The organism is Solitalea lacus (assembly GCF_022014595.1).
Taxonomy (GTDB): domain Bacteria; phylum Bacteroidota; class Bacteroidia; order Sphingobacteriales; family Sphingobacteriaceae; genus Solitalea; species Solitalea lacus.
Genome location: NZ_CP091740.1, coordinates 2,554,839 through 2,581,419, shown reverse-complemented (window position 1 = coordinate 2,581,419; position 26,581 = coordinate 2,554,839). Strand labels below are relative to the sequence as shown.

Sequence of the window (26,581 nt, the reverse complement as noted above, 5' to 3'; positions counted from 1 at the left end):
TTGCTATGCGTTCTTAAGTTTCACTGGTTGATGTACACCATTTTCTAAAGCAGCCATAAAAAAGCTGTCCCCAGGTAACAGAGGACAGCTTATCCAAATTAATTTTATTTTCTATTAATTGTACGCTGCATAACCCTCATAAATAGGATTTGTTGCTCCTGAAGTTAACAAAGAATAATCAATCCAAAAGTAACCGCCTAAGCCCCAGCCTGTACCCCATGAATTTTGTACTTTAACTGCATTTTTAGCATCGTCATAACCTACTATAGCTACAGCATGCCCCCCATATGCTCTGCCAGATTTCCTCTTCCAAACCCAACCGTTATTGCCCATGTTGTAAAAACTGTCATCCACAGTAAGACCAACTAGTACCGGAACATTTGAGCTCACTAGTGTTTTTACATCAGTAAGGTTTTTCCAGTTAACGGTTCCCCAGCTAGTAATCTTATGTGCACTAGCTGCCTGAGTTTGTTGAGCAGTAGGTAGAATGTTACATAAGCCATTTTGATAAGGCATTTCAGCAAGACTACATGCCCCTTGATTCTTTAGAACATTTAAATTGTCAGAAAAGTAAGTTCCTGCACTGCAATCAACTGATCCCTTAACTTGATTGTAAACATAAGCAGGGCTTCTTTGAGCATCAGGATAAGACATACCGTCGAAATTATGCTCGAATGAACTTAATGCAGCATAAGCAGTTGCCCAAGAGGTGCATGATGATTCACCACCTTGATCACCTGGAGTTGGCATGTCAATAAAATAACTAGTAGGAACAGCTTCTGTTGCGTTTAAACCTTCCACTTGTTGTTTTCTTATTGTATTTACGTCTACTTTCGGAAAACTGTTATACTTTTCCCTGGTTTGAGGTAGTAATCCTAATGCATGGTGAGTGTTGTCCGCTTGTTGATTAATTGAGTCGCTTTCTTTGCGACAAGAAGCTACAGTTAGTAATGCAACTGCGCTTAGAAAGTAAAAGCTTTTTTTCATTTTTAAATTGGTTGTCATATTATGTCTACTCTAAACAATTTTCGGCTTCCTTGATTGTTAACAATATTTCTGGTTTGATTGTAAAATTTATATTGCAAACGTTATATTAAATTATAATAACATGATTATTAGTTTCTTTTGATGCTTTAAATGTATTTTGTATACATTATATGTTGAAATTTTTATCAATATCTGTTATATCTATGTTAAGATTTTATTAATTGTAACACTTCGGTTACAATTAATTGTAGCTATTACGTTGTGGGAAAAAAGTGATAAGAGAAAAAGGAAAAATTAAGGAAGGCTTAACTAGGGGCACAAAAAAAAGACGGTCTCCTGAAATTAAATATCAGGAGACCGCCTCTATTGTGATACTTTAAAAAGGATTATTTTCTGAAGAAATCAATAATCAAATTCGCTAACTCAGCTCCTATGCGTTCTTGAGCTTCACCGGTTGATGCACCAATGTGTGGAGTTAATGAAATTTTAGGATGCTTTAACAATGCCTCTAAGGGTTTAGGTTCGTTTTCAAAAACATCTAAGCCTGCAAATGCCACTTTGCCACTTTCTAAAGCTGTTAATAATGCATTTTCGTCAATTACACCACCACGAGAAGCATTCACTACAAAAACACCGTCTTTCATTAATGCAAACTCGGCTGCTCCTAATTCAGGTTTTTCAACTGCCGGAGTATGAACTGAAATAAAGTCGCTGTTTTTTAATAGCTCTTCTTTACTTGCTTTTTTTACATGTAGTTTAACTTTTGAAGCACCCATGAACGTTAATTCAACTTCTGGATTAAAATCGTACAAATCGTAGGCTAAAACTTCCATACCTAAGCCTAAAGCAATCTTTGCTACTTCACGGCCAATACGACCAAAACCTAAAATGCCAATGGTTTTACCACGAAGCTCAATACCTTTTGTGTAAGCTTTTTTTAGGTCATTAAATTTATCGGTGCCTTCAATTGGCATTTTACGGTTAGCGTCATGTAAAAAACGAACTCCTGTAAATAAGTGCGCAAAAACCAATTCTGCAACTGATAAAGATGAAGATGCAGGCGTGTTCACAACAGCAAGACCCTTACCTTTAGCATACTCAACATCAATATTATCCATACCAACGCCTCCTCTTCCAATTAATTTCAAATTTGGAGTGGCATCAATTAAATCTTTACGAACTTTTGTTGCTGATCGAACTGTGATAGCATCATATTCATTTAAACGCGATGCTAACTGATCTTGAGGTATATTTTGTGTATCAACGGTATGGCCGGCACGTTCTAATAATGACTTTCCAACCGGATCAATTCCGTCATTTGCTAATATTTTTGCCATAAATTATTTATGAATAAGATGGGATGCTATTACTTTTTTAAATTCTCAAATTCTTGCATTACGTTAACCAAATGATCAACACTGCTTTGTGGTAATGCATTGTAAATAGATGCTCTGAAACCGCCAACACTACGATGACCTTTTAGTCCAACGATATCAGCTTTTTTTACAAAATCAAGGAATTCTTTCTCAAGCTCTTGATTCTCCATAATAAAACATACGTTCATGCGAGAACGATCTTCAGCAACACAGGTACCTTTGAACAATGAATTACGATCAATTTCAGCATATAAAGTAGCTGCTTTTTTATTATTGATTTTTTCCATTGCTGCCACTCCTCCTTGCGCCTTTACCCAGCGTAAGGTGAGCATCGATACGTAAATAGCAAATACCGGAGGGGTATTATACATTGAACCGTTCTCTATATGCAATTGATAATTTAACATAGAAGGAATTTTACGGTCAAGTTTACCAAGTAAATCCTTTTTGATAATGGCTAATGCAACGCCTGCGGGCCCCATGTTTTTTTGCGCACCAGCATAAATCAACCCGAATTTGTTGGCGTCAAAAACACGGCTGAAAATATCAGAAGACATATCGCTTACCAATGGAACAGGAGACTCCGGAAACTCATGTAACTGCGTGCCGTAAATTGTATTGTTTGAGGTTACGTGAAAATACTTTGCATCGGCAGGGATTGTATAATCCTTAGGAATAAAAGTGTAGTTTGCTTCTTTTGATGAGGCTATTACATTTACATTGCCGAAAAATTTAGCTTCTTTAATGGCTTTGCTTGCCCATGTTCCTGAATCAAGGTAGGCAGCCGTTTCACCTGCACCCAATAAATTAAAGGGAACCATAGCAAATTGCATACTCGCGCCCCCATGTAAGAAGGTGATGGCGTAATCATCGTTAAGGTTCAATAATTCTTTAACCAAACTACAAGCTTCGGAAACAACGGACTCAAAATCAGGGGTACGGTGGGAGATTTCCAAAATGGACAATCCACTGTTATTAAAATTTAACACTGCCTCTGCAGCTTGCTTTAGTACCTCCTGCGGTAAAATACCTGGACCGGCTCCGAAATTGTGTTTCATCTTTCTATATTAATTTATCTATAAACGTGATAGTTATTATTGTTGTTTTTCAACAATGTGGAGTAATTATTGACAAATTTATTATTTATAAACCAAAATTTTGTAAAAAAAATAATTTTTATTTGGATTAATATCTTTGTAGTAAAATTATAGGACTGTAAAAAATAATTTGACAGAACATTATAGCATGAATAAAGGTAATAGCAAGTTGATAGCAGAGATGTAATGGTGGTGAAGTTACTTTATTAAAATGAATTTTTATAATTTAAAACGCAATAATTGATAACTAATAATACAAAATTGATAATAAGTAATTGAGATTTAGATATTTTAGCGAGTGTAAAAAATAGGAAAGCCTGATGGTAATTTGATATCCCATCAGGCTTTACAAAAATAATATGAAGCTATATTTATGCTTGAAGTGCCTCGATATTGATTTTTTTAAGTTCAGCAATCTCAGCAATCGGATCTTCGGCAGAAAAAACAGCATTGCCTGCAACCAAAGCATCTGCACCAGCCTTTAGCAAAGCCGCCGCATTATGTTTGTTAACACCGCCATCAACCTCAATAATTACTTCAGCATTCTTGCGCTCGCATAAACTGCGTAAAGCTTTAATTTTATTGTAGGTGTTTTCAATAAACTTTTGACCGCCAAAACCTGGATTAACCGACATGATCAATACTAAGTCCACATCGTTAATAATGTCTTCCAACACGCTAACAGGTGTATGCGGGTTAAGAGCTACCCCGGCTTTCATACCTAATTCTTTAATTTTAGTAACCGTACGATGCAAGTGCGTGCAGGCTTCGTAATGTACTGTTAAAATTTTGGCTCCTACTTTTTTGAAATCTTCTAAGTAGCGATCTGGGTCAACAATCATTAAGTGAACATCCAACGGTTTTTTAGCGTGATGGTTTACAGCTGCTACAACTGGAAATCCAAAAGAAATGTTCGGAACAAAAACTCCGTCCATCACGTCCACATGAAACCAGTCAGCGCTGCTTTCGTTAATCATCTCTACATCATCCTGCAGGTTGGCAAAATCAGCCGATAAAATTGAAGGGGCAATAATTTGTTTCATTCTTTTTGCTTTTTGTAACGGAAACTTAATTAGTTGATTGGTAACGTGTTTCCATTCGTGGGCAAAAATACTCAATGTAATCTTAATAAAGTATTGATTTGGATTTTTTATGTTTTATAATAAACTTGTTAACGGGCTCTTTCCTTCACCTCCATAAACAATTATCTGTTTGTTTTCGGTTTAATAAAGGTCAATTTATACATCAACCCTTTGCAAATGATTTCTGATTTTATAGACAACATTTCTTGAGGAACCAAGTCTGTTGGAATAGTTGCTTTGCCGGAGTCATTAAATTTCCCTTTCAATACAGGGTTTTTCTGATAGTTTTCTCTAACTAACTTATCTGTTTCGTTAACTATTAAAAGTTTTGTCCCTGGTTTTGCAACCCTAGTCATTTCCAAAATGGCTCTTTGTTTGTCATTAAAGTAATAGATGCCACCACAATGAAAAACTACATCAAAATATTCATCTTCAAATGGTAAAGCTTCTCCTTCGCAATGAACTAATGTTGATTTAATCCCCCATTTTCTTAAATGCTTTTTAGCTTGCCGCAACATTCCCATTGAAATGTCTACGACAAAATATTCTGCATGTTAATTTAAAAAATCGAAAATTGTCACCTGTACCCGTTGAAATTTCCAATACCTTGTCGGTGTTCTTAATGCCTAATTCATTCAAAAAAGGCTCTCTGAATTTTTGTTCTCCGCCAAACTTAAGCCAGAAGAAAAATCGTTGAGACCAATTATATGACCATGCAATTTTATTGTAGAGTTTATTGTATTTAAGATTATCTCCGGATAGCAGCTGTTCGTCTATAAAGGAATAGATCCCGTCCTTAAGTGTATATTCTTGTTCTTTTAGAAACATTGCTATATTGCTTTTTTGATTGAAGTAATAATGGATTTAAACTCCGAATTGTCTTAAATGATGATCGAGATGTTTCCATTGGAAAACCGCCCATTCTTCAGGAGTAAATTTGCCAAAAAATGGATGTGGATGAGTAGTGCATTGGGAAGGCCCTCCCTCAAAAAACTTTTTGATTGATACTATTGCTTTCGATTTTTCCGCCTTAAATGTAAGATTGTCAGGAAAGATATAGCTTTTGTCGGTTGGGGAGTTTTTAGCAAACGGTTTTTCTCCAAGAGCCACAGACTTCAGAAAAGAGCCTATGATTTTGCCAATAAAAGGTTGTTTTACAAAATTCAGACCCATAGCTGTTTCTATTGACATATTACAATGGGCTAACATTTGAGCAACATTCATTTTACCCCATTGTCTGTTGGATTTTGGTGTCAGTTTTTCAATTCGATCCAAAATTTGGGTAACGTCTGATTGATTAAATAGGTTGTTCATTTAGTAAATGGTTTACTTAAGGTAGGCTTGATCAAAAAATATAAAAAACGATTCGAAAATAACTTTTATTTAGCATTTAAAAAATGTACTTAAAAATTAAAAAAGCTGTCTCTTAGTTTTTTCAAACATAAGTGACAGCTTTTTAAAATTTGTCAGATTTATTTACTTAAGCGATGTCTTTAGTGTTAACTATTAAAAATGGTTTTGGGCTATTTTTAATATTTCATTGCCAGTATAACCATTTCCAGCTATAATTTCTCTGGAATTTATATATTCATTTCCACCGGAAAAGTTAGTAATAGTTCCTCCTGCCTGCTTAACTAAGTAAGCTCCAGCTGCCACATCGTAAGCGTTTAGGTTATATTCAAAGTATCCGTCAAAACGGCCGCAGGCGACATAGGCTAAGTCTACAGCTGCAGAACCTATTCTACGCAGACCGTGAGTTAGTTGCATAAGTTCTTTAAAGGTTTGCAGGTATTGTTCCGCTTTTTCAAAGTCGTAGTACGGAAAACCAGTTGCTAATAGTGAGTCGCCAAGTGTTTTATTAGCGGAAACTGTGATTACTTTTCCATTTAAGTAAGCCTTCTCTCCTTTCCAAGAATAAAATAATTCATCCAGATTAACTTCATATACCACTCCTAAAACAGGTTGGTCGTTTTCATGCAATGCAATGCTTATTGAGTAGTTCGGAATACCGTGGATGAAGTTTGTGGTGCCATCTAATGGGTCTACTATCCAGTTGTAAACTTCTCCATGCTTGTTAATGGTTTCCTCTTCGGTCACAAAGCCAGCCTCTGGTAAAATAGTCTGCAAAGCTTCCACCAGCATTTCTTCCGATTTTTTGTCAACGTAAGAAACCAGGTTGTTTAAACCTTTATATTCAATTTTATCAACATTGAACTTTTTACGCTCATTTCGGATAAATGCACCAGTTTCTAATGTAATTTCTTTTACGGCTAAGAAGATGTTTTCTAAATCAATCATATTATGCTGTTTTAACCTTGAAGGCGAAGTATTTGCCTAATAAAAAACTCATTACAGCAACTATCATAGCTGCTAAAGCTCTTGAAGGTGTTGGATACCAGTTTAAAAACTCAACAAAAAATTTCAGTAAAAAGTAGTTGGCTCCGAAATTGACGGACGCAACAATCAAATACCTGAATAACTGAATGCGTGTTTGCAGATTTGAATTACTGAAAACAAAATATTTGCTGATAAAAAAATTAGTGATAAAGCCGGCAGAAAATGATATACATAAAGCGGCTGTATGCCCACTTACAATTGAACCTAAAAATTCAACAGGCTGTTTGTAAAGGATAAAGTTGAAAACAATAAAATAAACTACAATATCAACTGCGGTTGATGTTCCTCCTGAAATTAGAAAGCGGAAGACATTGTTTTCAAGTAACTTTTTGGAGAGCGACAAAGCTTGTTTTCTGCGTTGTCCGTTTGCCATTAATTTATATTGGTTTTAGGTTGGTTAGTTTTGCTAGTAAGATTTGATTGAAAAAAGCAATATTTGACTATACTATTAATGAGTCAATATTTCTTCTGCTTCTTTTATGTCAACATCACCCTCATTATTGATAGAAATTAACTGAACTTCTTTTAGTTCGTTTACTAAAACAGGGTCGTATTTAACAGAAACCTTGATGTAATTACGCGTAAAGCCGTGCATTTTGCCCTCCTTGCAATCCGCTTCGAATAGAACCTGGAAGTTTTTATTGAGGTGTTGTTTGTAAAAATATCGGCGTTTTTTCTCAGAGAGAATATGTAGCATTTTACTTCGATCAGCTCGTTCTGAGCCTCCTACTACATCGTCAAATTCAGCTGCTGGTGTGTTTTCACGTTCTGAATATGTGAAGACATGTAGGTATGAAATATCAAGTTCGTTTAAGAAGTTGTATGTATCCAGAAAGTCTTCTTTTGTTTCGCCAGGAAAACCAACAATTACATCAACACCGATACAACAGTCGGGCATTAAGGATTTGATTTTAGCTACTCGTTCAGTATATAGTTCACGTTTGTAGCGGCGTCGCATCAACCCTAAAATTTTATTATTACCTGATTGTAATGGGATATGGAAATGCGGAACAAACTTACCCGACTGAGCAACAAACTCAATTATTTCATTGGTTAGCAAATTAGGCTCTATTGAAGAAATACGAATTCTCTCAATTCCTTCAACTTTATCTAATGCTTGAACTAGCTCCAAAAATGTGTTCTCATGTTTTTTGTTGCCATGTTCTCCTTTTCCATAATCACCAATGTTTACGCCGGTTAAAACAATTTCTTTAACACCAGAGGCAGCAATAGAAGCGGCTGATTGTACAATATTAGTAACTGTATCGCTCCGGCTGGCCCCTCGGGCCAGTGGAATGGTACAAAATGAACAAGTATAATCGCAACCATCCTGCACTTTCAGGAAAGCACGGGTACGGTCGCCAATTGAATAAGATGAAATAAAAGTGTTTGCTTCAGCAATGGGTTGATTATGAATCTCAGCCTTTGGCTTTTTGGTAAGGTCATTGATGAAATCCATTAATCTGAATTTTTCAGCGGCCCCCAATACCAAATCCACACCTGGAATTTCAGCTATTTCAGCTGGTTTTAACTGTGCATAACAGCCAATAATAACAATATATGCTTTAGGAGAATACTTTAAAGCTTCTTTTACTACCTTTTTGCATTTCTTGTCGGCGTTTTCTGTTACAGAACAAGTATTAATCACATATACATCGGCACCCTCATGAAATTCAACCTGCTTGTAACCGTTTTCGGTAAACAAACGGCCAATTGTTGAAGTTTCAGAGAAATTCAATTTGCATCCTAAGGTATAAAAACTAACTTTTTTAGGGGTATTCATAAGGCCGCAAAGGTACGAATTTTTAAATTTGATAAATTGTAAATTTTACAATTTGAAAATGAGATGTTTATGGTGTAATTATTTGAAAATAAATTGTTTTATTGATTACCCCACCTGTATGAATCACTTTCAAGGCCAGCAAGATCAATTACTCTGTTAATTACAGTTAAGGCAATTTCTTCATGAGTTTGTGGTCTGCTGTAAAATGATGGGCTAGCCGGACAAATAATTCCTCCCGCTTCTGTAACCGTTTTCATATTGTTGATATGGATGAGGTTCAAAGGGGTGTCACGAGTAACCAGAATCAATTTTCTGCGTTCTTTTAGAATCACATCCGCTGCTCTGGTAATTAAATCATCTGAAACACCGGTTGCAATGCGTGCTAGGGTACCCATTGAACATGGAGTAATAATCATCGTGTTAAAACGAGCTGAACCGGAAGCAAAGGGAGCCATGAAATCCTTTTTATTATAAAATCTGAAATCATAAGCTTCATAAGACTTATTGCCAAGCTCAAACTCCCAAACTTGCTTAGCGTTATCAGACATGACAATCCCAACATCTTCAATTTGCTTACTAAGTAGAGATAGTTTGTCCAATAAAACTTTTGCATATATTGAGCCACTGGCACCGGTTATTGCTATGATAATTTTATGTTTCATAAATTGCTTTTCCAAATTTCTAATTTCGTTTTTATGAGAATTAAATGTTTGAAATCAATCATAATAGTTAGCAAAAAAAATCTATTTATAAACTAATTATGTTGTCGAATATACAATGCTATAATGTAGACATAAAAAAAGGGCCGATTAATCTCTTAATCGACCCCACATCTACCTATGAAAAACATGCCCTGGGTGGGCACTACAAAAGTAGAAAGATTTCTTATATTATTAAAATATTTTCAAAAAAAAGTTAAAATGATATTAGTTATGTATAAAAAAATGCACTTTGTGATACCTGTATTGATCTTTTTGGTCATGTCTAAACTTTGTTACAGTCAGCAAAAAAATGAGGTTAAATGGTTAAATATCCAAGAATTGGAAGCGTTACAAAAGAAAAATCCACGTAAAGTTTTAATTGATATTTATACAGATTGGTGTGGGTGGTGTAAAACAATGGATAAAAAAACTTATCAAAACGAAGCAGTGATCAATATTATCAACAAAAACTATTATGCTGTAAAGCTGGATGCTGAAACCAAGGATAAATTGATGTTTAAAGGAAAGGAATATGTTTATCGGAGGGATTATAGATCTAATGAATTAGCAGTTTACCTGTTGAATGGTCAAATGTCGTATCCGCATACAGTATTTCTGGACGAAAGCTTGGAGATGCTAACCAGTGTTCCAGGTTTTGTAAATGCTGATGAATTTATTCCAATTCTTAACTATTTCGGTGGTGATTTTTACAAGAAAATGAAATGGGGGGAGTATCAAAGCAGAACTAAGAAAATGAAATAGGGAACAATACAGGGTTAAAGTTTAACCGATATCCGCAATGCTTTCAGTCCACTTATGCCTTGTAAATTTTCAAGTTCAAGTTCTTCAATATCATCTTCATGTAAATTTTCTTGTTGAAGATATTGAATGAACTGGATGTATTCATCTGCATCTTTTTGATTAAAGTAGATAATGGCAATCTTGCCCACTTGGGTAAGGTGCTCATCAGTGTTTTTGATAGTAGCTTTATCAATTCTTTTCTTGATTACCTGGTAGCGGATGTTGTATGCACCTTTAACATCAAATCTTCGCTCATCATATCTGAATGAAATGTCGATGGTATTGGGATGAGTAAATATGAGCTGAGTGGTTTGCAGTTGAATTGGTAATAATGGCAATAAACTGTGAGTAAGCTTTGCAACTGCAGCCATTGACTTTAATTGCCATAAACGAAGATTCTTAACATACAGCAAATCAAAAGGTTTGTCTGGCGCTAGTAATTGGCCAATATAAATGTCATAATCTACCCCATCGGTTCTGAATTTTTCAAAATAGCAAGTGTAAATTTGTTGTAATTCATTACTAAATAGGTCTAAATATTGATTTATAGCAATATTTATGGTTTGCATTGATTGTTCTAAAAATTTACGGTGTTTGTGTGCCGGATCATTGTAATCAGAATTGAAAAAGTAAGTATCGATTGAATCACTTGCCAATGGGTGAGTAAATTTTAAGCGCTGCAGCAATGGAGTGGCAACGTTGCTTATGAAATCTTCTAATTGCAGGGCCTCCTCTCCTTCCATCTGTTCACATAGGTTGGTTACGGAGTAGATGGAAGTAGATTTTTTACTGCACTGAGTATTGTTGCCTTCATCTGGTTTATGAGGATATTTGCATTTACCCTTAAGTTACTAAAAATTAGGGGCGATATTCGAATCGAAGTATATTTCCTTCATTAAGTTCGTCTCCTTCGTTTGAGATATAAAGTGTTCCCTTGCTGTCAAAGGTAATTCCTTCGGGTTGATTAAAGATTGATGAATTAAGTTGATAGACCTGGGTGATATTCCAATTTACATCAGCTAAAATCAATAATTTGTTGGCAGAAGTAAGTATGTACCATTCCCCAGTAATAGGATGTTTAGAAAGTGCAGTGGGTTTAATACGTTCTTTAGCCTTAACAGTTAATTGTTTATCGGTTGGTGGTTTTATTTCGAAGTTTCCTGATTTATACAGCGAATCGGGGGTTTTCTCATAGGTTAAAATTTCGCCTGTTAAAAGTTTCTGTTTTTTATTTCCAGGTGATTTTTTCACCAAAACATATAACTGATTGCTGGCATTATTAGCAAATAAACCTTCGTATTCAGCTTTCGGGATTAGCTTTTTATATACTTTAACATGTTCAATATCTTCCTTCCAAGCTTGTTTGAGGGGGAACGAAAAAAGTTGACCGTTACTTTTCAATATAAAAACGGTTTCATTCAATATGGCTACATCTTCATAATCGCCATTAACTCCAAACCGGGAGTGCTTCTGCTTCTTTATTTTCCAGTTCAGTTTAAAAAGTTTACCTTCCTCATCTTGAATAGCATAAATCGTATCGGGATTATTGTTATTGAATGTAATTCCTGATACTTCAAGCATGCTTTGTGGCAGATTAAACTTTTCAGGCTTATTTAAATCATATCCTTTTGGAGAATTATATTGTTTTGCATCTATATTGCATGCAGTGGCCAATAACACCCAAAAAAAGCAGCAAACAATTGCCAATATTTTTTTCATATGGAGGATTTTACATTTTAGTAAACGAAGCAATAATAAAAGCCAGAACAGAGGTTGTAATTCCAAACATAAATACATTATAGGCCTGGCGAAGCAAGCGGTATTTTCTCCCCAGAACCACCCCTTGAAAATATAAATCGCGAATAAGACTGCCATACAGAAATTCCCGACTGTCCATCATTTCAAGCATACCTTTGGTATAATCTTCTAAACTCATTCTATAAAAATTGCCAAAAAACAACAAGTTAACCTTTTTCTTATCGATATCTTCCTGTGTAAAAACACCTGATGGTATTGATGGACGGGTTGCTAAAATCGAGAAAACCAAGGTGATCACGCAAATAACCAGCAAAAGAAATGTAGGGAAGACTAAGTAGGGATTGTCCTCCAGTTTTCGCAGCAGCAAACTCAATACAACCGATAGGATTATTGCAGTTGTAGAAATCATAATATGGGCTTTATTATCAGCCATATCACTTAAACGTTGGTGATTATTGGAACTGATTCTAAACATGGTTTCAATGCCTCGGGATGGGCGGTTGTCTTTTTTTTCTTTATCCTGATTAAGAATCGGATTAAGATTTAACGCATTTATATCCTTGGACAGATCAGGGCTTTCTTCCTTTTCGGCTTCACTAATTTTCAGCTTTAAATCAGCAAGGTTTTGAGCCTTTTTGGCATTTAGGTTGGTTTGGCAATATTCTGTTTGAAAATGATGCTCCTGCATGAATGTCACGGTCTTTTTTCGCCATTTATTTTTTCCAATTTTCTTCCCGCTTTTTAATTCATATTCTTGGCGCATTAATTTGTTGCCCTCATTAAAGTCGTCTGTTCCAAGGTGAAATAAATCAGCATCACAAACTATTTGCTCAAGTAAATTTTTAGGTGATTGTGGTAGTTTAGTTGCTAATATACAGCTTGTCACAACCTCATTTATGCTGGCTTCAATACCATATTTTGTTAAAAAAACAGTAGCTTCATCAGCTCCTTTCTCTTCATGGTTGTTACAACCAGTTAAATACCCAATATCATGAAACCATGCTGAGGCAGTTACTATAAATTTGTCTTTATCATTAAGCCGGTAGTATTCTGCCATTAACAATACATTTTTAGCCACTTTTTCAACATGGCCAAAATTGTGATACGGCAGTTTTTGAGATATATTTTCTGTAAAAGATTGCTTTATATGATCTTCAATTTGCCTGGTAAGTTCAGTGTAGTTCATTTTTTAGATCATTTAAATAAAAGTTTATTAAAACCTCATACCAATTGTTAAGTATGGATAAAAACCTTCTGTCGATTTACCCATAACAAATTTTAAAACGGCCAGTTGAGCAGGTGCAAAATATATACCGCCGCCAAAACCGTTATGCCATTTTTTTGAGTGCTCCCCTGTTTCCCAAACTCTGCCAAGATCATAAAAACCAATAACACCCAGCTGACCTGTGAGAATATATCCGGCAACATTGCTTACTTTAGCTCTTAATTCTAAATTGTTATAAAAGCAATGAGTTCCGGCAAAGCGGTACTGGAGGTATCCTAACAAATTTTCGTGTCCACCTAAAAATGCTGATTGGTAAAAAGTAGATTTTCCAGCTGTAACCACTCCTCCTATTCTGTTTGCCAATACCAATGATGATTTTGCGTTGATATTTTTGTAAACTGCAAGCTCGGGGATTATCTGCCCATAGGATTTTACTTCAGAACCGACTCCAAAATATCCCACTAATTTTAAGCTTAAGTAAGTTCCCCATTGCGGTAATATTTTGTTGTTTCGTTTATCTAGTAGATATCCGGCTGCAAATCCGATATGAGTTTTGTTTTGATCAATAGATGTGCTGTCGTAAGAACCAATTTGTGATGAATTGTTGATAAACCGGTCTTCATTATCCTGCGAATTATAATTGTAATATTGAACTGCCGGCCCAATTGTTAAGGAAGAAGCTGTATTAAAGCGCCAACGAAACCCCGTTTCAAGTACATAATAATTGAAGCGGGTACGGTAATAGGTTTTGTAACCTTCTGATTTATCTAATTCGGTTTCGTTTCCCCTGCCAAAAAAATTCATGGTATTGTTAGGGGCATTTATATAGGCTTTGACAGTAAAATCTGCATTATTGATTGTATGTATCCATTCCCCGCTGTAACGTATTCGATAGGCTTTGGTAGAAAAAGAATGGATAACACTTATTTGATGCATGCTAGCGTAAGGTTTTTTTCGGAAACTTTCCTGTCTAATAAATTTGTATCCTAATCCAAGTAATACACCATCATCAACATTATAGGTTCCCGCAATAATAAACATGGGAACATTGTATAAATTTACCATTTCAAATGCTGTATTTAGACTATCATTGGAAAGGTGTTTTTTTAGTTTTTTAGCATCATTTCCAGTAAATGTTGAGCCTTGTTCCTTGTCGTAAAGCCTTATGTTTTCCTTTGATTTTTGAATATCGTATTTTTTATCTCCCTGGCCTCCAATTAACCTGATGTTTATGTTAGAATTTAGATTGTTTACTATTAGGCTATCGTTTCCCTTTAGCGTATATATCCTTATTTCTTTAGTTAATTCAGGAGTAAATGTTTTTTGATAAATGGTATCTTCTAGTATTCCTTCTTTACTGATTTTTCTGATCAGTACTTCTAAGCCATCCTGAACATTATCCCTTACATTGATGTATTCGTTTTTATCGCTCCCTTGTATATCAACTATTTTATGTAGAAAACTGTAATAACGGTTCATTTCACTAACCAAATTTGACCTGCGCTTTTGCAATACACTGAATAATTGCTGATGCCTTAAGCTATAGGCTGATGCTGGCATTTGTTTTAGTGCGTAGTTGAGTAAACTGTCTGTTACTGTTGTTTCAAATTGGTGGGTCGTTTGACTCCAGTACTGCTGACTTAGGGCTGTTAGAAAACGACCATCGAGCAATCTTGCCTTCCAGAAAAACGTGTTTACATTTCTAACTTCATCATTAAACCCTTGTAGAAATGGAAATAGCCAGCGTTGAGATGCAATTTTGGGTATTACACCATTATTTAAATAAAATACCTGATCTCGATCCCTTGGTACAGGAATGTAATGTTTATTTTTTCCTGTCTTTTGATAGGCCCACCGCCATTGATCCAAGTGCCGATCCCAATCCCCAATAAGTAAGTCCAGTATTCGGGCGCGTAGGTAGGTTTCTTTATCAACTGAATTATCATTATCAGCATTTAGTGTTGCCAGCATTTTTTCTGAGTTATCCGATTTTCCCCAAGGTTCTCGTTCTTCTAACAGTGCTACTTTGTTGGCAAATAATTGATTATACTGTCCTAAATTTTTATCGGCAGAAACCACTCCTATTGTAGGATTAGAATGGGGTACTTCAACAGCCTGGGCAATTGGTGGAACAATTAATGCCGCAAATGGGTGTTGTGATGACATGTTATCTTTGACCCAGTCTTTTGCAAACGTTTCCCTTAAGTTTTCTGGTACAATTACTTCAGGGTATTTTTCTACACTCCTCAAGGCCCATTCTTTACCATTATTATCTTTCAATCGAATTGAGACGGTTTGAAATCCTCCTCCACGTTGAGTTGGAATTAACCCACCTTCTATTATTGACATTTTCAGTACTGGGAGTCGGGTAAGGGCAGCATATTCTTTTCGGTAGTTTTCCCCCAGCCAAAAACGATGAAATTTGCTAACGCTATCGTAGCGAGCGAATAACCGTAAATCAATACTGTCTTTAAAAATTGGTTGATAAATGTCTTTCGGTATTAACGGAATGGGTACATATTGCTTTCTAAATGTAAATTGAGGTTTAATTTGATCATCATCCTGCGTATAAACGGTGAAAACTATGTCCTTATTAATTAAAAAATCAGCCATAATAAAACCAGATGACGAACTTGAAAATAAAGAGCCTCCTCCTTTTTTTGCATAACTGTTTTTAGCACCTGATCCACTCACTAAATGTAAATTTTGCCTTTGAATAAACTGTACTCCGTGTTCGTGTCCGGAAAGTTGAACCATATTAGGATAGTCTGTAAATACATTCCCTACTCTGTTTCTTAAGTTTTCATAATTAGGATGCTTTAAATCTTCAGGGTTAGGAAGCAATGATCTAAGTAATGGATATAGCGAACCGATGACGGGAAGGGGAATATAAAGGCTTTTATTAAGGGCCGTAAAAGGAAATACATGATCCGTAAATGAGAAATAGCCTCCATGATTGCCATAACTGTAAAATGGATGGTGGGTAGCTAGAATTATATTTTTTGAGGAATGCTTATGCAGTAACTCCTGGAGCTTTGCTATGATTTCATCTTTAGTTTTGCATTCACAATCAGCATCCGGGTTTTCTTTATTGTATGGAAATAACCACCATTCACTGTCTAGGGCTAGTACAACAGTGTTTTCATTAATAAGTATTTCAACCGGACCCGGACAACCATTAGGAGGCAACATTTTAATCAGTGTGTCTTGTTGTTCTTCAAGAAATGCCCATTGACGTTTTACTTTGAGCAATCCTTCGGCTCCCATCCGGTCCCAATCATGATTACCAGGAATAAAGTAAACTGATGTTTGCTTTTGTTGGAACGGCAAGTATTGTGTCTTGAGTATTTCTTCGGTGTCTTCCTTTTTTTTGCTTCCAGGCAGCTCCATTCCTTTTGGGTATATGTTATCTCCCAAGTAGAATACAATTGTTTTTCCTCCAATTATTTTACTTACAGCGGCATTGATAACCGCTTTTTGTTGTGCATCAATTTTCCCTGCATCACCAATAAAAAGTATTCGATTTATTATCGAATCAACTTGTTGTGCCTTTGCCAGACCGATTGTGCCCAAAAATATTAGAAGAGTAAAAGCTCGCTTCATTTGCCAACTCCTGCTTATCATTAGGCAATTTTATTTATGGTTTTATTGCATTATTAGTTCAAATTCACCTATAAGTTTAACCTCGTCGCTAACCACAATACCGCCACTCTCGGTTACTGCATTCCAAACTAAACCGTATGCTTTGCGGCTAATAGTACTTGTTAAGCTAAATCCAGCTCTTGTTTTTCCATATTGGTCAACTATAATACCGCCAAATTCAACTGAAAATGTGATCGGCAAGGTTACATCTCTAATTGTAAGCTTGCCATCCAAGTTGCCATGGTCTTTACTTTTTTGATAGTTTGTTGTTGTAAAGCTGATCAGGGGAAACTTATCGGAGTTAAAAAAATCGGCTGATTTTAGATGCTCGTCCCTATCAACATTATGTGTATCGATAGATTTTACTTTTGCATTGAACTGAATAGTAGTTGCTTTGTTAAAGCTTTCATTTTCAGTTTCTACCATCAGGTCGAAATCCTGGAATCGACCCGTTAATGTTGCAATCATTAAATGTTTGACCTTAAACATTATTTGGCTATGCAGCGGATCAACTAACCATTTTAGAGTCTCCATAGATTAAAGTTTTTAAGTCCTAAGTTTATGCTTAAACAGTGCGATTTGTACAATTAGTAATTGGGACGAAGGGAAAGAGCGCATTCCTAAATAGCAGAGATGAACATTACTTTACTGTTTAAGTTCATTGATTTATTGAATTTAAAATAATTAAATTTAGAAATCAACCAATCTAATTATTAATGTTATATGATACTTGTAAGAAACATTTTTCAGCTAAAATTTGGCAAAGCCAGAGAGGCTAAAGAACTATGGAAAGAAGGAAAGATGTTAATTTCGTCTGTGAATAATAAGCCTTACAGGGTGTTATTTGATCTCACTGGCGATTCATACACCATGGTTTTAGAATTTACCTTTGAAAGTTTGGCCCATTTTGAAAATGCGGCAAGTAAAGACATGGGCTCAATTGAATGGAAAAACTGGTATGCTAAATTTGTTCCGTTATGCCGCAGTGGTAGACGAGAGATTTTTAGCATTCATGAGGAAAGCCAAGCCTAAATTTTAAAAGGCCAAAGCTTTGTGAAATTTCAAATCTTTGGCCTTTTGTTATTAGTTTAAGTTTTCTTTAAACTCAGTTATAGAAACCACTTTAGGGTAATTCTTTTCAATTAGTAAATGGACAATTCCATCAACCAAACCCACTTTTGGAACATACATTTGTTTAATACCTGCCCAACGCATCAGGGTAAGGAAAATTTCAGAAGCAGGAATAATTACATCGGCCCGGTCTTCTTTTAATCCCAAAACGTTAATCCGGTCTTTTAGCGAAAATGAGTTGAGATAATCATACATGGCTTTTAACTTGGTAAATGTTAGCGGTGTTCCTAATTTTTCCCCGGAAATTTTAAATATTTTATTGATATTACCCCCGGTACCAATTCCAAAAATGGTTTTATAGTTTTTAGTGTTTTCTTTGATCCAGTTTTTTAGTTCCCTCCAGGTTTCTTCAGTGTCCTGATTATCAAGCATACGAATTGTTCCTATATTGAATGAGTTTGAATCTATTAAGACTCCGTTTGAGAATACCGAAACTTCAGTACTCCCTCCTCCAACATCTATGTATAAATACGTACGTCGCGAGTCGAGGTATTTTTCAATATGGCTGGAATAAATAATATTTGCTTCTCGTTTTCCAGTAACAATATCAAGTTGTATGCCGGCTTCACTTGCTATTAGATCTACGACCTCCTGTCCATTCTCTGCCTCGCGCATAGCAGAGGTGGCACAAGCCATATAATCTTGAACTTTGTAAACTTCCATGAGGTTTTTAAAGGCCGACATGGATTTCATCAAATCTTTCACTTTACGATCAGAGATTCGTTTATCTAAAAACGCATCGTCACCTAAGCGGAGTGGAACCCTTACCAGGGTGTTTTTCTTAAAACTAATTTCCTCATTGATCTCTACAATATCGGCAATTAGTAGCCTTACGGCATTTGATCCTATGTCAATAGCAGCGTATCTCAAGAGTATAAAGGTTTAAAAGTTGACATTCAGTTGAGTTTTTTTTAAACGACTTTTTAAAAAGTTATATGTTTCAATCTGGGATCGTACATTTATACTTTCGTCGTTGTGTTTTTCCTTATAATTGTTTTCTTGTTCTTTATCAATAATTCGAGCTTTTGTATTGTCTCTTAGCTGTATATTGATAATTTCCTTCACAATAGATTTACTTTCCTTATCAATAATCGGAAATGCCACTTCAACCCGATTATCCAGATTGCGGTTCATCAAGTCGGCTGATGAAAGGTAAATTTGTTCCTTACCATTATTTGCAAAGATAAATACCCTAGCGTGTTCAAGGTACTTATCTACTATACTTATTACTTCAATATTTTCACTTACACCCTTTATTCCTGGTACTAAACAACAGATGCCTCTGATGATCAATTTTATTTTAACTCCTACCCTGCTTGCTTCATAAAGTTTGTAAATCATTCTTTCATCATTTAAGCTATTCATTTTTAGAATTATGTAGCTGTCGACGCCTTTTTTTGCGTTCGATATTTCACGATCAATTAAACGAGTGATTTTTTTTCGCATTTCCAATGGAGCAACCAAAAGAATTTTATAGGTTGAAAGCAATAGGCCTTTCTCTAAATCAGCAAAAAGATTGTCCATGTCTTTGGTAATCAATGGATCGGCAGTGAAGTAGCTGTGATCAGCATAGATATTAGCCGTTTTCTCATTAAAGTTACCGGTAGCTAAATTGCCATAATGGACGAGCTTATTGTTTTCTTTACGAGTTACTAGACATATTTTTGAATGCACTTTTAATTGAGAAATTCCATACAAAACTTTTATGCCCTCTTCTTCTAATTTTTGAGTCCAATATATATTGTTTTCTTCATCAAAACGAGCCTTTAACTCGAGTAACACCAATACATTTTTGCCATTTTTTGCTGCGTTTATTAGTGCATTTATAATTCTGGAGTTTTGTGCTAGACGGTACAGTGTAATTTTAATTGAAACAACTTTAGGGTCTATAGCCGATTCGCGCAAAAAATGGATCACATAATCAAAACTTTGGTACGGCAGGTTGATTAATAGGTTGCGTTTAGATATTACATTCAGTATACTTTCGCCAATGGCAATATCTGGAATTGGCAAAGCCGACATCTTAGAATATTCAAGTTCCTTACGTCCGACATTTGGAAAAGACATAAAGTCTTTGAAATTATGATAATGACCTCCTGGAATTAAGTTTGTTGGTTTCAGTCCGATTCGCCTGATCAGATAGGTTAACAATTCATCAGACATATCGGAATCATATGTAAAACGAACAGGGTTTCCTTTTTTTCTAAGTTTCAGATTTTTAGAAATGTTGTCAACTAAACTAAGGTTCAGATCATTGTCAAGATCCATTTCAGCATCACGCGTTAGCTTTATGCTATGGGCTTGAAAAGTATCGTATTTAAAGATTGAAAACAGGTCTTCAAGGCAATAACGAATTACATCATCCAACAGAATAATGTATTTAAGGTTATTGGTTTCGGGTAATATCAGGAACCGGGAATGAACATCAGTAGGGATTTCAATTAAAGCCCGTTTAGGTTTACTGCTTCCTTTTAATTTTGAGAGCTGAACAATAAGGTAAATTGATTCATCCTTCAATTCAGGGAACTCAGTTAACCCGTCAAGCATAATCGGTACTAGAGTTGAAAGCAGCTTTTCCTTGAAATAATTGCGCACAAACTGTCCTCTTGAAACGTTAAGTTGGGCATCGTTGATGATAAATATTTTCTCCTCGGCCAGTTCAGGGATAATTACGTTGTTGTAAATATGATCAAACCTAACTTGTTGCTTTTTTACAATTTCCTGAATTTCGGCCAAAATTTTTATTGGTTGGAACCCCATATTGAAACGGGCCGCATTTTTTAGTTTGGAGAGTCGTGTAACGGTTGCAACCCTAACTCTAAAAAATTCATCAAGGTTGGAGGAGAAAATGGCTAGAAAACGAATTCGATCAATTAACGGCACAGTTGGATCACAGGCTTCCTGCAGTACACGGTCATTAAAGGCCAGCCAGCTTACTTCCCTGTTTACCAAAGGCATTTTTTTTCTGATCATAACTTCAGTTTTCACCAAATCTATTTAGAATTAATAATTGTCATTTTCTGTTGAAAATCGATAGCATGAATCGATAGTTCGTTGAAAATATATTTCACTTAATAATTTACACTTGTTCTTTAAAAAATAAAAATAGTTCCATTCATATAAACGGAACTATTTTTATTGATTAAATTATTGTTAAATAATTATTAAGGTGAATAACTTGTTTATTTTCATACTATTAAGAGTGTCCTAGTTCCTCATCAGCATCTGTTCCCAGTTTTTTAGCTTTTGAGTTTGCTTTAATAACTCTTTGTTTTTTAGGAGCACTTACATTTTTAGAAATACTTTTTTTGACAGGTGCTTTTATTTTTTTTGCCGGAGGAAGCGCCACACTTGTTATTTTAGGTTTTTCGATACCTGTTTTTGGTTCCGAAGAATCAGTCTTTGGGGTTACTCTTTTTATACGTTCAACAACCTTTGTGGCCTTGGTCTTTGAAAGTTTAACTGGAACGCTTGTTTTAACCGGTTTCTTAGTTGTAGGCGTTGTTAACTCGCTTTTTTCTATCTCAGAATTAGCTTTTAATACTCTTTTAGCTAATTTCTTACTTGCTTCTTGAATGGTTTTAAGCACTTTTTTAGATTCACCATGCTCAATGTCTTTCAAGGCTTCTTTGATTTTTAACGCTATATTTGTTTCCAATATCTTTTGAGAAGTTTTTTTAGCGTCTTTTTTTGAAGGAGTCATAGTTTTAAAATAGGGTGCTAATGTTCTACTTAAAGTTATTTACAATTACTTAGTTTTCAAAAAATCATATTAAATATTTTTAATAAAAGTTTAAGCATATGCCTTCATTTGACATTGTAAGTAAGGTTGATGGACAGACACTTGATAATGCCATCAACAATGCTAAAAAAGAGATTGCTAATCGCTACGATTTTCATGATTCAAAGACTGAAATTGAGCTGGATAAGAAAACGAATATTGTTAAAGTGCTCACAGAAAACGACATGAGAATGAAGGCAATTCAAGATGTGATTATTGGTCGAATGGTTAAACAGCATCTGGACGCCAATTGCCTTGACTTTGGTGAGGAAGAGTATGCTTCAGGAAATATGATTAGGAAAGACATTAAAGTCAAAGAAGGTATTGACAAGGAGCTAGCAAAGAAAATTGTGAAAAAGATAAAAGACAGTGGTTTAAAGGTACAGGCTTCAATTATGGATGAGCAGGTACGGGTTCAAGGTAAGAAAATCGACGACTTGCAAGCAGTTATTTCGCTGATGCGTGGTGAAAACTTTGAACAACCGTTGCAATACATCAATATGAGGGCATAAAGTTTTTGTACCCGGCTCAGTATTAAATTTATAATACTTGCGTTTAATGGTGAATTTCTAAAAATTAGTAGTTAGAAATTCACCATTCTTTTTTGCATTTTTTCTTGTCGTTTCTCTTGCAATTGTTGTAAATTAATTCCAAATCCAAGGTGCTAATCCGCCACCTTGAACTTCTCCAGATACGCTTAATCAATCAACTTTAAATATTATTTACAATGGAAAAATTAGGCAAAAACACCAATGCGCTCAATTGGTTTGAAATTCCGGTGGTAGATGTTGAAAGGGCAAAAAAATTTTATCAGACCATTTTAGATATTGAGATGGAAACTACTGATATGATGGGCTTAACTATGACTTTTTTCCCTTCTGATGGGATGAATGGAAAAGTTTCAGGAGCATTAGTTAAAGGGGAAATGTTCAAGCCTTCTGCTGATGGAGCGGTGGTATATCTAAATGCGAATCCTGAGATTCAAAAAGTAATTGATAAAGTTGAGGTTAATGGAGGCAAAATTATTGTTCCTAAGACGTTAATTAGTGACGAAATAGGTTATTTGGCCTTCATTATGGATACAGAAGGCAACCGCGTAGCTTTACATGCGGGTAAATAAATAATGCAGCAGGACTTTAAACCTAAATAAAAAGCATAGGAATATTACCTATGCTTTTTTTCATAAAACTCTGAAAGCACTATTCTTGCAATTAACACTTAATACTTTCTTCCATATTAAAACCTGTACCCAAAGTAAAAATTCATTACTGAATTTTGTGTTGAAAAATTAGGCAATGTTATAGGTAGGTCTTCTTCAGATTGAGCGGCTGATTCGTTAACAATATTTTTTAAGCCATAATAGTATTTGAGTCCTAAAACAAAACCATCAGCTATTGATTTGGCCGAAAACTCTATCCCTCCGTTCAAACCATAGTCAAATCTGTTAAAGTGATGAGTAATTGTCGATTGGTTTTCAGTGTTGCCACAACCGCAATTGGCTTTAATTAAGAAACCCATTTGAATACCGGCGAAAAAACTAGCCCAAGATATAGGTTTATAATTCATAGATGGAGTTAAATAGGCATAACTACTGATCAAATAGCCATCAGCAGTACCAAATTCATTATAGTGGTATCCTTGTCTTGAGAAAAATAAATCTGCTTGCATGCCAGTCTTTCCCCATTTTTGCCAAAGAGCAGAGCCTCCGAACGAATATCCTGAATAATTATCAATTGTATAGGAAGGTTGACTGTTAGTAATACGTGAAAGATTGTATCCCCCTACAAATCCTATTTTAATCGGAACATTTTGTTCATAACGATAATTCTGTGCTAGTATTAGCATTGGGGCTAAAACAAACAGGAGAGTAAATCTAAGTGTTTTCATACCTGAGTGGGTTTAATTTAAAGAATAATTCAGTTCGTTAGGTTTCAATGTTGACCTTATTAATTTAATGATTAATTGAATTATTTTCAATATGTTATAAACAAAAAAAGAGACCTCAAATTTGAGGCCTCTTTTCTGTTTATAAGTAAGTTGTAAGAAATTACTTTATCAGTTTCATTTCTTTAACAATGTGTGGAGCATTTCCTAGTTTATCTATGCACCATAATACATAACGAATGTCAGCGCAAATAGTACGTTTATATTTTTGGTCGAATACAATATCGCCTGACATAGCTTCCCAGTTACCGTCAAAGGCCAATCCAATCAACTCTCCATTACCATTTAATACAGGACTTCCTGAGTTTCCGCCGGTGATGTCATTATTACTGATAAAACCAACAATTAACTGTCCTTTTTCATTGGCATACTGACCATAGTCCTTTTTCTTATACAGTTCCAGGTAATTGGCAGGTAAATCAAACTCTCCATCTTTAGGAATGTACTTTTCAATTACCCCATCAATAGTCGTAACAAAGTCATATTTAACAGCGTCTTTAGGAGCATAAGCTTTAATATTACCATAAGTTAAGCGCATTGTTGAGTTCGCATCAGGGTACATCAGCTTACCTGAGTTCATTGCCATTATTCCCTTAACATATTGCTGACCAAGAGATGTGTTAGTTGCGTTAAATGCATCAACATTCTTCATGAATTTCTCACGATAGTTAGAAATAAATGCCATAACGTATTGATATGCAGGGTCATTTTGTAGTTTTCCTAATTCCGGAGTTGCCAAAAATGCCTCTGTTTTTTCTTTTGATGCAAACATGGTGGTTGCATAAAGATCATTGCTGTATTTTTTGAAAGCCTCCTCTGGATCTGCTGATCCATATTTAGCTAAAATTTCACTAATAATTGCAGGATGCTGAGACTTAGGGATGTCATTATAGAATGCCAATAAGGTTCCTGCTAAGATTTTCTTATCTGAAGGCAAGTTGAATGATTTGTAATATTCATCCGCTTGCTCCTTCATTGAAGTAGCAACATCTGGTTTACCGGCTTTTAATCCTGCTTCAACTGCCATAAATGATCGGGCAAATGAAATAGCTGATGCGCCGAAAATTCCTTGTGACAGGTAAACTGGATACAACGCGTAAGGCGTATAGGCTTCGTATGCTTTTCCATAATCAGCTAAAATTGAGGCATATTCTGGTTTGTTAGTTGCCCAAGATTGAAATTTAGCTTCTTCAGATTTTTTAAAATCGTAAACCTTTAAGTGTTTTAACTGCTCGGTCTGACCAATGAAGTATTTCCAGTAATTGGCAATATTTGCATACTCAGACGAAAGTAATAAGCGCACGCTATCACTTTTATCCATTTGTTCTTTCCAAGACTTTAAACGGATATCACGAAGTTTTACAATGGCAGGATTTACTTTTTCAATTGCCAGTTTAATACCATAAGAGTTTTCGTAGCGATTTGTACGACCAGGGTATCCAAAAACCATACTAAAGTCGCCATCTTTAACTCCTTTTAAAGAAACGGCTAAAGAGCGTTTAGGCTTGTATGGAGTATTATCTTTTGAGTAAGTAGCAGGTTTATTGTCTTTACCTGCATAAATACGAAACATTGAAAAATCACCTGTATGACGAGGCCACATCCAGTTATCCGTATCACCACCAAATTTTCCAACTGATTGAGGAGGGGTTCCTACCAAACGAATGTCGGTGAATTTCTCGGTAACAAAAACAAAATACTGGTTGCCTTTAAACATATCGCGTACAAACGCTTCATAGCCGGTTCCTGCAGTTGCTTTTGAGACTATTTCTTTACTAACTTCTGCATATTTGGCTGCTCTTTCTGCACCGCTAAGGCCTTTAGTAGCTGCATTTACCTCAGCTGTTACATCTTCCATTCTAACTAAAATAGATACAAACAGTCCTTCGGCCGGTTTTTCTTCGGAAAGATTTTTAGCCCAAAAACCATTATCTAAGATGTTATCTTGAGGAGTACTTTTTGATGCAATAACATCGTAGCCGCAGTGATGGTTAGTTAAGACTAAACCTTTTTCAGATACAATTTCACCGGTACAGAATCCACCAAACCAAACAATAGCATCTTTTAAACTTCCTTTATTGATATCATAGATATCCTGAGGTGTAAGTTTGAAACCTTGGCGTTTCATCTGATCGTAGTTTTTGTTGATCAGCATAGGCAACCACATGCCTTCATCAGCCTTAACTGCATTGGTAAATCCAAGTACAGCTAAAGCTATAAACAGAATTTTTTTGAATTTCATACAAAAGATTAATTTCTAAAGGCGAAAAATAGCGGTTTTTACGCTATTGCATCTTTTTTTTATTTAAAATGTTACAAATAATAAATTTTGAGCAAAAAGAAATCCTATTAAAAAAAAGCTGAAACCAGGGGCCGGATTCAGCTTTTGAAATTTCCTTTTAAAATCTTTTAATAACCATCAGGTAGTTTAATATGCTTTTTCATGTATTCATCAACAGATAACGGACCGGATCCTGAAATAAAGAAAAATATCAAGAGAGATAAAACTATGATAGAAAGCCATAATTCTGAATTTATTATATCAAAACCTGGAGCCATGTTGATAAAAAATACCGCACCAAGCAAAATTGGAATTTGCACTGCACAAGAAAAACGGGTGAGTAATCCAATTGCTATAAAAGGTCCAAATACCAAATGGGCAAAAGCAACGTAGTGAACTATAAATACAGGTATGTAACTAAATCTTAGACTCATTAAATCTTGTAGGGGTTTCATATCACTAACAAACGTGATTCCCTTGATAAAAATGAAAACACCTAATAAGAACCTGATGGCATCGAGCCATCGTGTGTGATGGGTGTCTCCCCAATGCTCAGCTTTTTGAACTAAATTCATGGTTTACCTCCGTTTTATAT

Annotated in this window: 26 protein-coding genes; 4 read left to right on the top strand and 22 right to left on the bottom strand. The window is 35.3% G+C overall.

Annotated elements, in window-relative coordinates:
• Positions 1-114 precede the first annotated feature (114 nt).
• The 11 genes from L2B55_RS10955 to L2B55_RS10905 all read right to left on the bottom strand — a co-directional run bounded on the left by L2B55_RS10955 (position 115) and on the right by L2B55_RS10905 (position 9,384).
• The gene (locus L2B55_RS10955; RefSeq protein ID WP_237845502.1) at positions 115-987 is read right to left on the bottom strand and encodes a C1 family peptidase; all 873 of its coding nucleotides are present in this window, start codon (positions 985-987) and stop codon (positions 115-117) included.
• Positions 988-1,373: 386 nt separating this feature from the next.
• Positions 1,374-2,324 carry a D-2-hydroxyacid dehydrogenase gene (locus tag L2B55_RS10950; protein WP_237845500.1) on the bottom strand — a complete coding sequence of 317 codons (951 nt, stop codon included), beginning with the start codon at positions 2,322-2,324 and terminating at the stop codon, positions 1,374-1,376.
• 29 nt (positions 2,325-2,353) lie between these two features.
• The gene (serC, locus tag L2B55_RS10945) at positions 2,354-3,421 is read right to left on the bottom strand and encodes a 3-phosphoserine/phosphohydroxythreonine transaminase (RefSeq protein WP_237845499.1); all 1,068 of its coding nucleotides are present in this window, start codon (positions 3,419-3,421) and stop codon (positions 2,354-2,356) included.
• Positions 3,422-3,831: 410 nt separating this feature from the next.
• The gene (gene rpe, locus L2B55_RS10940) at positions 3,832-4,503 is read right to left on the bottom strand and encodes a ribulose-phosphate 3-epimerase (RefSeq protein WP_237845498.1); all 672 of its coding nucleotides are present in this window, start codon (positions 4,501-4,503) and stop codon (positions 3,832-3,834) included.
• 161 nt (positions 4,504-4,664) lie between these two features.
• Positions 4,665-5,057 (bottom strand): class I SAM-dependent methyltransferase, encoded by a 393-nt coding sequence (locus L2B55_RS10935; RefSeq protein ID WP_237845496.1) that lies wholly within the window; start codon positions 5,055-5,057, stop codon positions 4,665-4,667.
• Positions 5,044-5,370, bottom strand: a complete 327-nt coding sequence (locus L2B55_RS10930) for a hypothetical protein (protein WP_237845495.1) — start codon at positions 5,368-5,370, stop codon at positions 5,044-5,046. Before L2B55_RS10930 ends, L2B55_RS10935 begins: the two co-directional genes overlap by 14 nt.
• Before the next feature lie 36 nt (positions 5,371-5,406).
• Positions 5,407-5,856, bottom strand: coding sequence for a DUF1569 domain-containing protein (locus L2B55_RS10925; RefSeq protein ID WP_237845493.1), 450 nt, complete (start codon positions 5,854-5,856; stop codon positions 5,407-5,409).
• 192 nt (positions 5,857-6,048) lie between these two features.
• Positions 6,049-6,840, bottom strand: coding sequence for an inositol monophosphatase family protein (locus L2B55_RS10920; protein ID WP_237845491.1), 792 nt, complete (start codon positions 6,838-6,840; stop codon positions 6,049-6,051).
• A 1-nt stretch (position 6,841) separates the two neighbouring features.
• Positions 6,842-7,312 (bottom strand): GtrA family protein, encoded by a 471-nt coding sequence (locus L2B55_RS10915; protein WP_237845490.1) that lies wholly within the window; start codon positions 7,310-7,312, stop codon positions 6,842-6,844.
• A gap of 75 nt (positions 7,313-7,387) precedes the next feature.
• On the bottom strand, positions 7,388-8,722 hold the full coding sequence (gene mtaB, locus L2B55_RS10910; protein ID WP_237845489.1) for a tRNA (N(6)-L-threonylcarbamoyladenosine(37)-C(2))-methylthiotransferase MtaB: 1,335 nt from the start codon (positions 8,720-8,722) through the stop codon (positions 7,388-7,390).
• Between the two features lie 98 nt (positions 8,723-8,820).
• Positions 8,821-9,384: a UbiX family flavin prenyltransferase gene (locus L2B55_RS10905; RefSeq protein WP_237845487.1), complete on the bottom strand. Its 564-nt coding sequence runs from the start codon at positions 9,382-9,384 to the stop codon at positions 8,821-8,823.
• A gap of 258 nt (positions 9,385-9,642) precedes the next feature.
• Here L2B55_RS10905 and L2B55_RS10900 point away from each other — a divergent pair, with 258 nt between their 5' ends.
• The gene (locus L2B55_RS10900) at positions 9,643-10,185 is read left to right on the top strand and encodes a thioredoxin family protein (RefSeq protein ID WP_237845486.1); all 543 of its coding nucleotides are present in this window, start codon (positions 9,643-9,645) and stop codon (positions 10,183-10,185) included.
• A gap of 14 nt (positions 10,186-10,199) precedes the next feature.
• Here the strand turns inward: L2B55_RS10900 and L2B55_RS10895 are convergent, their stop codons facing one another.
• The 5 genes from L2B55_RS10895 to L2B55_RS10875 all read right to left on the bottom strand — a co-directional run bounded on the left by L2B55_RS10895 (position 10,200) and on the right by L2B55_RS10875 (position 17,383).
• Positions 10,200-10,967 carry a hypothetical protein gene (locus L2B55_RS10895; protein WP_237845485.1) on the bottom strand — a complete coding sequence of 256 codons (768 nt, stop codon included), beginning with the start codon at positions 10,965-10,967 and terminating at the stop codon, positions 10,200-10,202.
• A 115-nt stretch (positions 10,968-11,082) separates the two neighbouring features.
• On the bottom strand, positions 11,083-11,943 hold the full coding sequence (locus tag L2B55_RS10890; RefSeq protein WP_237845479.1) for an SdiA-regulated domain-containing protein: 861 nt from the start codon (positions 11,941-11,943) through the stop codon (positions 11,083-11,085).
• Positions 11,944-11,953: 10 nt separating this feature from the next.
• Positions 11,954-13,168: a Pycsar system effector family protein gene (locus tag L2B55_RS10885; protein WP_237845474.1), complete on the bottom strand. Its 1,215-nt coding sequence runs from the start codon at positions 13,166-13,168 to the stop codon at positions 11,954-11,956.
• Positions 13,169-13,195: 27 nt separating this feature from the next.
• Complete coding sequence (locus L2B55_RS10880; protein ID WP_237845471.1) at positions 13,196-16,831, bottom strand: BamA/TamA family outer membrane protein; 3,636 nt, start codon at positions 16,829-16,831, stop codon at positions 13,196-13,198.
• A gap of 21 nt (positions 16,832-16,852) precedes the next feature.
• The gene (locus tag L2B55_RS10875; RefSeq protein ID WP_237845467.1) at positions 16,853-17,383 is read right to left on the bottom strand and encodes a YceI family protein; all 531 of its coding nucleotides are present in this window, start codon (positions 17,381-17,383) and stop codon (positions 16,853-16,855) included.
• Positions 17,384-17,572: 189 nt separating this feature from the next.
• Here L2B55_RS10875 and L2B55_RS10870 point away from each other — a divergent pair, with 189 nt between their 5' ends.
• Positions 17,573-17,881, top strand: a complete 309-nt coding sequence (locus tag L2B55_RS10870; protein ID WP_237845466.1) for a hypothetical protein — start codon at positions 17,573-17,575, stop codon at positions 17,879-17,881.
• A gap of 51 nt (positions 17,882-17,932) precedes the next feature.
• Here the strand turns inward: L2B55_RS10870 and L2B55_RS10865 are convergent, their stop codons facing one another.
• From L2B55_RS10865 to L2B55_RS10855, 3 genes are all read right to left on the bottom strand, one after another.
• On the bottom strand, positions 17,933-18,850 hold the full coding sequence (locus L2B55_RS10865) for a Ppx/GppA phosphatase family protein (RefSeq protein ID WP_237845465.1): 918 nt from the start codon (positions 18,848-18,850) through the stop codon (positions 17,933-17,935).
• 12 nt (positions 18,851-18,862) lie between these two features.
• A complete protein-coding gene (gene ppk1 / locus L2B55_RS10860; protein ID WP_338092181.1) occupies positions 18,863-20,968 on the bottom strand; it encodes a polyphosphate kinase 1 in 2,106 nt (701 codons plus the stop codon).
• Between the two features lie 208 nt (positions 20,969-21,176).
• Positions 21,177-21,683: a hypothetical protein gene (locus tag L2B55_RS10855; protein ID WP_237845461.1), complete on the bottom strand. Its 507-nt coding sequence runs from the start codon at positions 21,681-21,683 to the stop codon at positions 21,177-21,179.
• Positions 21,684-21,781: 98 nt separating this feature from the next.
• Here L2B55_RS10855 and L2B55_RS10850 point away from each other — a divergent pair, with 98 nt between their 5' ends.
• Together L2B55_RS10850 and L2B55_RS10845 are read left to right on the top strand one after the other, a co-directional pair.
• On the top strand, positions 21,782-22,273 hold the full coding sequence (locus tag L2B55_RS10850) for a YajQ family cyclic di-GMP-binding protein (RefSeq protein ID WP_237845460.1): 492 nt from the start codon (positions 21,782-21,784) through the stop codon (positions 22,271-22,273).
• Positions 22,274-22,488: 215 nt separating this feature from the next.
• The gene (locus L2B55_RS10845; protein WP_237845459.1) at positions 22,489-22,881 is read left to right on the top strand and encodes a VOC family protein; all 393 of its coding nucleotides are present in this window, start codon (positions 22,489-22,491) and stop codon (positions 22,879-22,881) included.
• Positions 22,882-22,997: 116 nt separating this feature from the next.
• Here L2B55_RS10845 and L2B55_RS10840 read toward each other — a convergent pair whose 3' ends face one another.
• The 3 genes from L2B55_RS10840 to L2B55_RS10830 all read right to left on the bottom strand — a co-directional run bounded on the left by L2B55_RS10840 (position 22,998) and on the right by L2B55_RS10830 (position 26,561).
• On the bottom strand, positions 22,998-23,648 hold the full coding sequence (locus tag L2B55_RS10840) for an outer membrane beta-barrel protein (RefSeq protein WP_237845458.1): 651 nt from the start codon (positions 23,646-23,648) through the stop codon (positions 22,998-23,000).
• 160 nt (positions 23,649-23,808) lie between these two features.
• On the bottom strand, positions 23,809-25,947 hold the full coding sequence (locus L2B55_RS10835) for a S46 family peptidase (RefSeq protein ID WP_237845456.1): 2,139 nt from the start codon (positions 25,945-25,947) through the stop codon (positions 23,809-23,811).
• A 167-nt stretch (positions 25,948-26,114) separates the two neighbouring features.
• Complete coding sequence (locus tag L2B55_RS10830; RefSeq protein ID WP_237845454.1) at positions 26,115-26,561, bottom strand: DoxX family protein; 447 nt, start codon at positions 26,559-26,561, stop codon at positions 26,115-26,117.
• Positions 26,562-26,581 lie beyond the last annotated feature (20 nt).

Excerpts from the sequence above, each read along its gene's own strand:
- L2B55_RS10830 (WP_237845454.1), bottom strand. The coding sequence starts at position 26,561 with ATGAATTTAGTTCAAAAAGCTGAGCATTGGGGAGACACCCATCACACA.
- L2B55_RS10900 (WP_237845486.1), top strand. The coding sequence starts at position 9,643 with ATGATATTAGTTATGTATAAAAAAATGCACTTTGTGATACCTGTATTG.
- L2B55_RS10955 (WP_237845502.1), bottom strand. The coding sequence starts at position 987 with ATGAAAAAAAGCTTTTACTTTCTAAGCGCAGTTGCATTACTAACTGTA.
- L2B55_RS10870 (WP_237845466.1), top strand. The coding sequence starts at position 17,573 with ATGATACTTGTAAGAAACATTTTTCAGCTAAAATTTGGCAAAGCCAGA.
- L2B55_RS10930 (WP_237845495.1), bottom strand. The coding sequence starts at position 5,370 with ATGTTTCTAAAAGAACAAGAATATACACTTAAGGACGGGATCTATTCC.
- L2B55_RS10855 (WP_237845461.1), bottom strand. The coding sequence starts at position 21,683 with ATGACTCCTTCAAAAAAAGACGCTAAAAAAACTTCTCAAAAGATATTG.
- L2B55_RS10845 (WP_237845459.1), top strand. The coding sequence starts at position 22,489 with ATGGAAAAATTAGGCAAAAACACCAATGCGCTCAATTGGTTTGAAATT.
- L2B55_RS10905 (WP_237845487.1), bottom strand. The coding sequence starts at position 9,384 with ATGAAACATAAAATTATCATAGCAATAACCGGTGCCAGTGGCTCAATA.
- L2B55_RS10925 (WP_237845493.1), bottom strand. The coding sequence starts at position 5,856 with ATGAACAACCTATTTAATCAATCAGACGTTACCCAAATTTTGGATCGA.
- L2B55_RS10850 (WP_237845460.1), top strand. The coding sequence starts at position 21,782 with ATGCCTTCATTTGACATTGTAAGTAAGGTTGATGGACAGACACTTGAT.
- L2B55_RS10895 (WP_237845485.1), bottom strand. The coding sequence starts at position 10,967 with ATGGAAGGAGAGGAGGCCCTGCAATTAGAAGATTTCATAAGCAACGTT.
- mtaB (WP_237845489.1), bottom strand. The coding sequence starts at position 8,722 with ATGAATACCCCTAAAAAAGTTAGTTTTTATACCTTAGGATGCAAATTG.
- L2B55_RS10920 (WP_237845491.1), bottom strand. The coding sequence starts at position 6,840 with ATGATTGATTTAGAAAACATCTTCTTAGCCGTAAAAGAAATTACATTA.
- L2B55_RS10840 (WP_237845458.1), bottom strand. The coding sequence starts at position 23,648 with ATGAAAACACTTAGATTTACTCTCCTGTTTGTTTTAGCCCCAATGCTA.
- L2B55_RS10835 (WP_237845456.1), bottom strand. The coding sequence starts at position 25,947 with ATGAAATTCAAAAAAATTCTGTTTATAGCTTTAGCTGTACTTGGATTT.
- L2B55_RS10880 (WP_237845471.1), bottom strand. The coding sequence starts at position 16,831 with ATGATAAGCAGGAGTTGGCAAATGAAGCGAGCTTTTACTCTTCTAATA.
- L2B55_RS10890 (WP_237845479.1), bottom strand. The coding sequence starts at position 11,943 with ATGAAAAAAATATTGGCAATTGTTTGCTGCTTTTTTTGGGTGTTATTG.
- L2B55_RS10950 (WP_237845500.1), bottom strand. The coding sequence starts at position 2,324 with ATGGCAAAAATATTAGCAAATGACGGAATTGATCCGGTTGGAAAGTCA.
- L2B55_RS10885 (WP_237845474.1), bottom strand. The coding sequence starts at position 13,168 with ATGAACTACACTGAACTTACCAGGCAAATTGAAGATCATATAAAGCAA.
- L2B55_RS10875 (WP_237845467.1), bottom strand. The coding sequence starts at position 17,383 with ATGGAGACTCTAAAATGGTTAGTTGATCCGCTGCATAGCCAAATAATG.
- rpe (WP_237845498.1), bottom strand. The coding sequence starts at position 4,503 with ATGAAACAAATTATTGCCCCTTCAATTTTATCGGCTGATTTTGCCAAC.
- L2B55_RS10915 (WP_237845490.1), bottom strand. The coding sequence starts at position 7,312 with ATGGCAAACGGACAACGCAGAAAACAAGCTTTGTCGCTCTCCAAAAAG.
- serC (WP_237845499.1), bottom strand. The coding sequence starts at position 3,421 with ATGAAACACAATTTCGGAGCCGGTCCAGGTATTTTACCGCAGGAGGTA.